Annotated in this window: 9 protein-coding genes, 2 tRNA genes and 3 pseudogenes; 9 read left to right on the top strand and 5 right to left on the bottom strand. The window is 67.8% G+C overall.

Translation table 11 applies throughout. The features are described 5' to 3' along the window. Positions 1 to 202 (bottom strand): annotated as a pseudogene (locus LQV45_RS13570) (arsenic resistance protein); the annotation flags it as partial. A 128-nt stretch (positions 203 to 330) separates the two neighbouring features. Here LQV45_RS13570 and LQV45_RS13565 point away from each other — a divergent pair. Beyond that, positions 331 to 684 carry a DUF4190 domain-containing protein gene (locus LQV45_RS13565; protein ID WP_230007483.1) on the top strand — a complete coding sequence of 118 codons (354 nt, stop codon included), beginning with the start codon at positions 331 to 333 and terminating at the stop codon, positions 682 to 684. Positions 685 to 789: 105 nt separating this feature from the next. Further along, on the top strand, positions 790 to 912 hold the full coding sequence (locus tag LQV45_RS35670) for a hypothetical protein (RefSeq protein ID WP_290370249.1): 123 nt from the start codon (positions 790 to 792) through the stop codon (positions 910 to 912). 73 nt (positions 913 to 985) lie between these two features. On the opposite strand, the gene LQV45_RS13560 is transcribed toward LQV45_RS35670, so the two are convergent. Next, positions 986 to 1,059, bottom strand: a tRNA-Gly gene (locus tag LQV45_RS13560). Then, on the bottom strand, positions 1,050 to 1,205 hold the full coding sequence (locus tag LQV45_RS13555; protein ID WP_230007482.1) for a hypothetical protein: 156 nt from the start codon (positions 1,203 to 1,205) through the stop codon (positions 1,050 to 1,052). Before LQV45_RS13555 ends, LQV45_RS13560 begins: the two co-directional genes overlap by 10 nt. 124 nt (positions 1,206 to 1,329) lie before the next feature. On the opposite strand from LQV45_RS13555, the gene LQV45_RS13550 reads away from it, so the two are divergent. The 6 genes and pseudogenes from LQV45_RS13550 (at position 1,330) to clpX (ending at position 6,378) form a co-directional block, all read left to right on the top strand. Next, positions 1,330 to 1,403: transfer RNA gene (locus LQV45_RS13550), tRNA-Pro, on the top strand. 73 nt (positions 1,404 to 1,476) lie between these two features. Then, positions 1,477 to 2,940, top strand: a pseudogene (gene tig, locus LQV45_RS13545) (trigger factor). Between the two features lie 84 nt (positions 2,941 to 3,024). After that, the gene (locus LQV45_RS13540; RefSeq protein ID WP_230007481.1) at positions 3,025 to 3,513 is read left to right on the top strand and encodes a tetratricopeptide repeat protein; all 489 of its coding nucleotides are present in this window, start codon (positions 3,025 to 3,027) and stop codon (positions 3,511 to 3,513) included. A gap of 78 nt (positions 3,514 to 3,591) precedes the next feature. Beyond that, on the top strand, positions 3,592 to 4,176 hold the full coding sequence (locus LQV45_RS13535; protein WP_171024127.1) for an ATP-dependent Clp protease proteolytic subunit: 585 nt from the start codon (positions 3,592 to 3,594) through the stop codon (positions 4,174 to 4,176). A 29-nt stretch (positions 4,177 to 4,205) separates the two neighbouring features. Beyond that, entirely contained in the window at positions 4,206 to 4,868 is a 663-nt protein-coding gene (locus LQV45_RS13530) for an ATP-dependent Clp protease proteolytic subunit (RefSeq protein ID WP_138172345.1), read from the top strand. 241 nt (positions 4,869 to 5,109) lie between these two features. Beyond that, entirely contained in the window at positions 5,110 to 6,378 is a 1,269-nt protein-coding gene (gene clpX, locus LQV45_RS13525) for an ATP-dependent Clp protease ATP-binding subunit ClpX (protein ID WP_230007480.1), read from the top strand. A gap of 59 nt (positions 6,379 to 6,437) precedes the next feature. Here clpX and LQV45_RS13520 read toward each other — a convergent pair whose 3' ends face one another. Both LQV45_RS13520 and LQV45_RS13515 read right to left on the bottom strand, forming a co-directional pair. After that, positions 6,438 to 6,848 (bottom strand): VOC family protein, encoded by a 411-nt coding sequence (locus LQV45_RS13520; protein WP_230007479.1) that lies wholly within the window; start codon positions 6,846 to 6,848, stop codon positions 6,438 to 6,440. A 5-nt stretch (positions 6,849 to 6,853) separates the two neighbouring features. Continuing rightward, on the bottom strand, positions 6,854 to 7,303 hold the full coding sequence (locus tag LQV45_RS13515) for a helix-turn-helix transcriptional regulator (protein WP_230007478.1): 450 nt from the start codon (positions 7,301 to 7,303) through the stop codon (positions 6,854 to 6,856). 104 nt (positions 7,304 to 7,407) lie between these two features. On the opposite strand from LQV45_RS13515, the pseudogene LQV45_RS13510 reads away from it, so the two are divergent. Continuing rightward, positions 7,408 to 7,893 (top strand): annotated as a pseudogene (locus LQV45_RS13510) (type III polyketide synthase); the annotation flags it as partial.

Below are 7,893 nucleotides of genomic sequence, written 5' to 3'. Positions count from 1 at the left end.
CGAAGCGCAGGTCGCCGAGGCTGCGGCGGGCGTCGGCGAACGGGACAGCGAGGAACGTGGCGAACAGCAGCAAGACGAGGGCAGGGCCGACGAGAGTCTCGAAAACCGGAGCAGTGCGAGGCGCAAGGAGCCCGATCGCCGCGCCCACGAGCATGCCGCTCACGTAGAGCGGGATCTGCTGGCGGTCCGCCCACGTCGTCATCGCCCCGAGCCTACGGTGCCTGCACTCCCAGCCACGCCAAAGAAAATAGTCAGGCGATGTTCAGGAAGACGCCGCGGAGCGCTACAATCTCGCCTGAAACACCCGAACCCTCGTCATCTGGAGTCACCATGACCACTGCACCCACCCCGCCCCCGGCGCCGTCGGCCGCCGCGGGAACCGTCCCCGGCAAGACCCTCGGCATCGTCGCCCTCATCGTCGCCATCTTCTTCAACGTCATCGGTCTGATCCTCGGGATCGTCGCGCTCGTGCAGAGCCGCAAGGCCGGATACAAGAACGGTCCCGCGATCGCGGCGATCATCGTCGGGGCCCTGCTGACCATCGTCGCGATCGTCGTGATCATCTCGGTGGCCTCCGTCATCGGCGTGGCCACCGAGGCCTACCAGGCCTGTGAAGCGGTGGACTTCTCGGGCACCGTCATCGTCGCGGGCGCCGAGGTCTCCTGCACCACGGTCAGCCGCTAGAAGCGCGCTTCTGGCCAGGGCCCGTCACCGTCGGTGGCGGGCCCTCGCGTTGCGATGGGAGGTTGGGGGATTCGCCCACGTCGACCGTCACGAACGGAGAACCCCGTGATCATCGCGCTCAGCACCGCCGCCCCGTTGCTCGCCGCCGGTCTGCTCATGATGTGGACGGCGTATCGGGCGAAGGCGCAGACCGTGCCGCGGACTGGGTGCGCTTGGATCGTCGACTGACTCCGCGTCCAGTCGGCCGCGCCGCGCCGCGGGTGGGGCGCGAAGCGGAAGGAGCGGACCGTCGAGGCGGTCGTGGAGGGGATGACGGGAATCGAACCCGCACCATCAGTTTGGAAGACTGAGGCTCTACCATTGAGCTACATCCCCGCGGCGGCGAACCGCAGCGGCATCCACTCTACTTCACGCGTGGACGTGCCCTGAACACGAGACCGGTGCGCGCGGCTCGATGCCGAGAACAGGGCGCGGCGCGAGAACAGGGCGATCCGCCGGAAATCGGCCTGTTCCCGATGCATCGCCTGTTCTCGTGACGCCGAGAACGCCCGCCGCGACAACCCGATCGCGCTCACACCGGCCCATGCGGCCCGATCGACTAGACTTCCAGGGGTCGTTTCGTCGAACGCGTGCTGCGCGTCGCTCCGGGGCGTAGCTCAGCTTGGTAGAGCGCCCGCTTTGGGAGCGGGAGGCCGCAGGTTCAAATCCTGTCGCCCCGACGCAACGGCCCCACAGACCACAGGCCTAGCCGGCCCCCGCGTCCGCGCGGGCCACACGAGGAGAACACACCGCATGGTCAACAGCACCGTCGAGAAGCTCAGCCCGACCCGGGTCAAGCTCCACATCACGGTCTCGCCCGACGAACTCAAGCCGAGCATCAGCCACGCCTACGAGCACATCGCGCAGGACGTGCAGATCCCCGGCTTCCGCAAGGGCAAGGTGCCCGCGCCGATCATCGACCAGCGCATCGGTCGCGGCGCCGTCATCGAGCACGCCGTCAACTAGGGGCTCGACGGGGTCTACCGCCAGGCCGTCGAGGACCAGGAGCTGCGCGTCTTCGGCCGTCCCAGCGCCGAGATCGTCGAGCTGCCCGAGCTCAAGGACTACTCCGGCGACCTCGTGATCGACGTCGAGGTCGACGTGCGTCCCGAGTTCGACCTGCCCGCCTACGACACGATCACCGTGACCGTCGACGCCGTCGAGGCCGATGACGCCGCGGTGGATGCCGAGCTCGACCGCCTGCGCGCCCGCTTCGGCACGCTCGTGACCGTCGACCGTCCGGCCGCCACGGGTGATTTCGTCGAGCTCGACCTCGTCGCCACGATCGACGGCGCCGAGATCGACCGCGCCGAAGGGGTGTCCTACGAGGTCGGCTCCGGCGAGCTGCTCGAGGGCATCGATGAGGCCATCGACTCGCTCACCGCCGACGAGCAGACCACGTTCCGCTCGAAGCTCGTCGGTGGCGACCACGCCGGCGAAGAGGCCGAGGTCGCGGTCACGATCACCGCCGTGAAGGAGCGCGAGCTCCCCGAGGCCGACGACGACTTCGCCCAGATGGCATCCGAGTTCGACACTCTTGCCGAGCTGCGGGCGTCGCTTGCCGAGCGCGTCTCGGAGCAGTCGGTCTTCACGCAGGGTGCCGCCGCGCGCGACAAGTTCGTCGAGGCGCTCATCGAGGCCGTCGAGATCCCCGTGCCGCCGCAGCTCATCGAGGACGAGGTCCACAACCACCTCGAGGGCGAGAACCGCCTCGAGGACGACGTGCACCGCGCCGAGGTCACCGAGGCGAGCGAGAAGCAGTTCCGCACGCAGATGATCCTCGACAAGATCGCCGAGGATGCCGACGTGCAGGTGTCGCAGGACGAGCTGACGCAGTACCTGATCCAGTCGGCCGCCCAGTACGGCATGGCTCCGCAGGACTTCGTCAACGCTCTGCAGCAGGGCAACCAGCTGCCCGCGATGGTCGGCGAGGTCGCCCGCAACAAGGCGCTCGCGATCGCCCTCGGCAAGGTCACCGTCGTCGACTCCAACGGCAAGCCGGTCGACCTGACCGGTTTCATCGCGGTCGAGGGCGAAGAGGCCGCCGAGGACGAGGTCGTCGAAGAGGCCCAGGAGATCGCCGACGCCGCGGCCGACGCGGATGCCGTCGTCGAGGCCGAGGAAGCCGCCGCCGAGGAGGCCCCCAAGAAGGCCCCCGCCAAGAAGCGCGCTCCCGCCAAGAAGAAGGCCGCCGAGAAGGCCGACGACAGCGAGTAAGACTCGATCGTCATCTCGACAGGGGGTGGATGCCACGGCATCCGCCCCCTGTTGTCTTCAGCGACTCGACCGGGAAGGAACCCCATGGACGACTGGCAGGACCGTGTCGACACGGTGTGGGCGGACGACACGCTCACCGAGACTCAGGTGATCGACGCCATCGACGCTCTCGCGGCCGAGCGACCGGAGGACGACGCCGTTGCGCTGTTCGAGCGCGCGGGAGCCCGCGATTCTGCCGGTCTCGAGTCGGAGGCCGAGGATCTTTACCGTCGCGCTCTCGCCCTCGGCCTCGACGACGAGCGCCGCACGCGCGCGACGATCCAGTTGGCCAGCACGATCCGCAACCTCGGCAAGGTCGACGAGTCCCTGGCGCTGTTGCGCGCCGAGTACGAGCGCGAGCCGCGCGGGCCCCTGCACGACGCGGCTGCGGCGTTCTACGCCCTGGCGCTCGTGTCGGCCGGAGAGGCCGAGCGCGCGGCATCCCTCGCTCTCGTCGCCCTGGCTCCGCACCTCCCGCGCTATACCCGTTCCGTGACCGGCTATGCCCGCGAGATCGCGGACGGACACGCCTGATCCGCCCGCGGCGAACACGGCGACCCGCCCCGAACCACGCCGGTAGATTCGTTGCAGATCACCGGAAGAGGAGCACACATGCCCGAACCCCTTATGGCAACGAGCGTCTTCGACAGGCTGCTCAAGGACCGCATCATCTGGCTCGGTTCGGAGGTGCGTGACGAGAACGCCAACGAGATCTGCGCCAAGATCCTGCTGCTGGCAGCCGAGGACTCGCAGAAGGACATCTACCTCTACATCAACTCGCCCGGCGGCTCGATCACGGCCGGCATGGCGATCTACGACACCATGCAGTTCGTGCCCAACGACATCGTCACGGTCGGCATCGGCATGGCCGCCTCGATGGGCCAGCTCCTGCTGACCAGCGGCACCAAGGGCAAGCGCTACATCACGCCCAACGCCCGCGTCCTGCTCCACCAGCCGCACGGCGGCTTCGGCGGAACCGCGAGCGACATCCAGACGCAGGCGCAGCTCATCCTCGACATGAAGAAGCGTCTCGCCGAGATCACCGCGGCCCAGACGGGCAAGAGCGTCGAGCAGATCAACGCCGACGGCGACCGCGACCGCTGGTTCAGCGCGGCCGAGGCACTCGAGTACGGCTTCGTCGACCACATGCGTGAGCACGCCACCGACGTCGCCGGCGGCGGCGGAACCGCGGCCTGAGGCCGAGGGCGAGAGGAAAGGACACCGCAATGCACACTCCCACCTTCGGCGGCGGCGCCGCACACATGCCGAGCAGCCGCTACATCCTGCCCCAGTTCGAGGAGCGGACGGCCTACGGCTACAAGCGCCAGGACCCGTACAACAAGCTCTTCGAAGACCGCGTGATCTTCCTAGGCGTCCAGGTCGACGACGCGTCGGCCGACGACGTCATGGCTCAGCTGCTCGTGCTCGAGTCGCAAGACCCCGACCGCGACATCATCATGTACATCAACTCGCCCGGTGGCTCCTTCACGGCCATGACGGCGATCTACGACACGATGCAGTACGTCTCGCCGCAGATCCAGACCGTCGTGCTCGGCCAGGCCGCGTCCGCTGCGTCGGTGCTGCTGGCGGCCGGCGCCCCTGGCAAGCGTCTGGCTCTGCCCAACGCCCGCATCCTGATCCACCAGCCCGCCGTCGGCGAGTCCGGTCACGGTCAGGCGTCGGACATCGAGATCCAGGCTGCCGAGATCATGCGCATGCGCACGTGGCTCGAAGAGACCATGGCCCGTCACACCGGCCAGGACGTCGCGAAGGTCAACAAGGACATCGACCGCGACAAGATCCTCTCGGCTCAGGAGGCGATGGAGTACGGCATCGTCGACCAGGTCCTGACGACGCGCAAGCGCGTCCCGGCGGCCCTGACCGCCTAAGCGCCCCCCATCGATGCCCCGCCGGAATCCCCCTGGCGGGGCATCGCCGCGTCCGGGTCTTCTGGCCGACTCACGCGTGAATGGCTGAAGGAGAGCGGATGCCGGGCCCGGAGGCCGCCCCCTCGTGTCCGCCCGTGGCGATCAGACGAACGGCACTCGCGCAAATGCCCTCGATTGTCGTGGGCAGCGGTTAGGCTCGGAGGCACTCGGGCGAGTGGGCCGGGTGACGAGGAGGACGGGCATGGCACGCATCGGAGAGAGCGCCGACCTGTTCAAATGCTCCTTCTGCGGCAAAAGCCAGAAGCAGGTGCAGCAGCTGATCGCCGGTCCCGGCGTGTACATCTGCGACGAGTGCGTAGAGCTCTGCAACGAGATCATCGAAGAGCGCATGGCCGAGTCGTCCTCCGGCGAGGTCGCCGACTTCGACCTGCCCAAGCCGCGAGAGATCTTCGGCTTCCTCGAGGAGTACGTCGTCGGACAGGAGTCCGCGAAGCGCGCCCTGGCGGTCGCCGTCTACAACCACTACAAGCGCGTGCGCTCGCACGGCACCCTGCAGCCCGCCGAGCAGCGCGCCGAAGAGATCGACATCGCCAAGAGCAACATCCTGCTGCTCGGACCCACGGGGTGCGGCAAGACGTACCTGGCCCAGACCCTCGCGAAGCGCCTCAACGTCCCGTTCGCGGTCGCGGATGCCACGGCCCTCACCGAGGCCGGCTACGTCGGTGAGGACGTCGAGAACATCCTGCTCAAGCTCCTGCAGGCCGCCGATTTCGACGTGAAGCGCGCTGAGACCGGCATCATCTACATCGACGAGGTCGACAAGATCGCCCGCAAGGCCGAGAACCCGTCGATCACGCGCGACGTGTCGGGCGAGGGCGTGCAGCAGGCCCTCCTCAAGATCCTCGAGGGCACGGTCGCCTCGGTGCCTCCCCAGGGTGGCCGCAAGCACCCGCACCAGGAGTTCATCCAGATCGACACGACGAACGTCTTGTTCATCGTGGCCGGCGCCTTCGCGGGACTCGAAGAGATCATCTCGTCCCGCGTGGGCAAGCACGGCGTCGGTTTCGGCGCTCCGCTGCACCGCAAAGAAGATGCGCCCGACCTGTTCAGCGAGGTCCTGCCCGAAGATCTCCACAAGTTCGGTCTGATCCCCGAGTTCATCGGTCGTCTGCCCGTCGTGGCATCCGTGTCGCCGCTCGACCAGGACGCGCTCATGGAGATCCTCACGGCCCCGCGCAACGCCCTGGTGAAGCAGTACCAGCGCATGTTCGAGCTCGATGGCGTGCAGCTGGAGTTCGAAGAGGACGCGCTGCGCGCGATCGCCGACCTCGCGGTGGGCCGCAAGACCGGCGCGCGTGGTCTTCGGGCGATCCTCGAGGACGTGCTGGGTCCGGTCATGTTCGACGTGCCCTCGGCCGACGACATCGCCAAGGTGGTCATCACGCGCGCGGCCGTCGAGAACGGTGCGCCCGCGACGATCGTGCTCGCTCAGAAGCGCAAGAGCGCCTGAGCACGCGGGACGGGGCCTCGCCACGCACGGCGACCCCGCCCACGACCTCGGCCGGTGAGCTACCGGGGCTGCTGGATGCGCAGCATGTTCCCCGAGGGATCGCGGAACGCGCAGTCGAAGACGCCGTAGGGCTGTTCGGTGGGCTCCTGCACGACCTCGGCGCCCGCCGACTCGAGCGCCGCGAACGTCGCCACGAGGTCAGGGGTGGCCAGGTTCACGCCGAAGTAGGTTCCCTTGGCGATGAGCTCGAGCAGCATGCGCCCCTCGTCGTCGGTCAGATCCGGGTTGGCGGTCGGGGGGTGCAGCACGATCGACGTGTCGGGCTGCCCGACGGGGCCGACGGTGATCCAGCGCATGCCTTCGTAGCCGACGTCGTTCCGCACCTCGAAGCCCAACACGTCGCGGTAGAACGTCAGCGACGCCTCGGGGTCGGTGTGCGGCAGGTAGGTCTGGTGAATCGTGATGTCCATGGCGCTCACGCTAATGACGTCGCGGTGGGGAGCGCTTCTCGATTCCTGACCGGACGGGTGACGAACTTCTCCACGCACGGGGGTATTCCCGCCACCGCCTCGCACGCCGCGCGCCGATAGACGCTCGGGGCGACGCCGACCAGCTCGGTGAAGCGCGTACTGAACGTGCCGAGCGAGGAGAACCCGACGGTGAAACAGACCTCGGTGACGCTCAGGTCGCCACGGCGCAGCAGGGTCATCGCGCGTTCTATGCGCCGTGTCATGAGATAGCTGTACGGCGACTCGCCGTACGCCAGGCGGAACTCGCGGCTGAGGTGCCCGGCGGACATGTGGGCGCCGCGGGCGAGGGCCTCGACATCCAGCGGCTGTGCGTATTCCCGGTCCATTCGGTCGCGGACGCGGCGTAACAGCGCGAGGTCGCGCAAGCGCTGCGCCCGGTCGGGTTTGCTGGTCACAAGTGCGATCGTGCTACGTCGTGCCGGAGTTGTCCAGCCCGGAGGTGTTCCTGAATCTCCGGCCGTTCCATTGTCTTTGGCGGCAGGCTCGCTGAGAATGAACCATGACGGTCTACCTGAGGTCTCTGGAAACTGCAGTCCCGCCAACCATTCTGGTCCAGCCCGAGGCCAGGGCCGTGTTCGCCGCCCAGCCGGGCCTCACCCGGCTCGGATCCCGGCTCGTCAACACGTGCTTTGACTCTGCAGCCATCGACACGCGGCACACGGCGGTGGAGGAACTCACCGCGGACAGCAAGGCGGAAAACCCCCAGTTCTTCGACCCCGCCACCGGCCTGGTGCTCAGCCCCAGCACCAAGACCCGGAACGGCATTTTCGCCACGGAAGCGACCAAGCTTTTCATTGAAGCAGCCCAAAAAGCCCTCGATGCCTGCCCGGGCGTCGAGGAGCGGGACATCACCCACCTGATCACGGTTTCCTGCACCGGATTCTTCAATCCCGGTCCGGACTACAAGATTGTCCGGGCCCTCGGCCTGAATCCGGCTGTCCAGCGGTACCACCTCGGCTTTATGGGCTGCTATGCAGCCTTCCCG

It is taken from the genome of Microbacterium sp. Bi128 (genome assembly GCF_918698205.1).
Note: the sequence above shows the minus strand (reverse complement) of the source record. Positions and strands in the feature narration are given on the sequence as shown.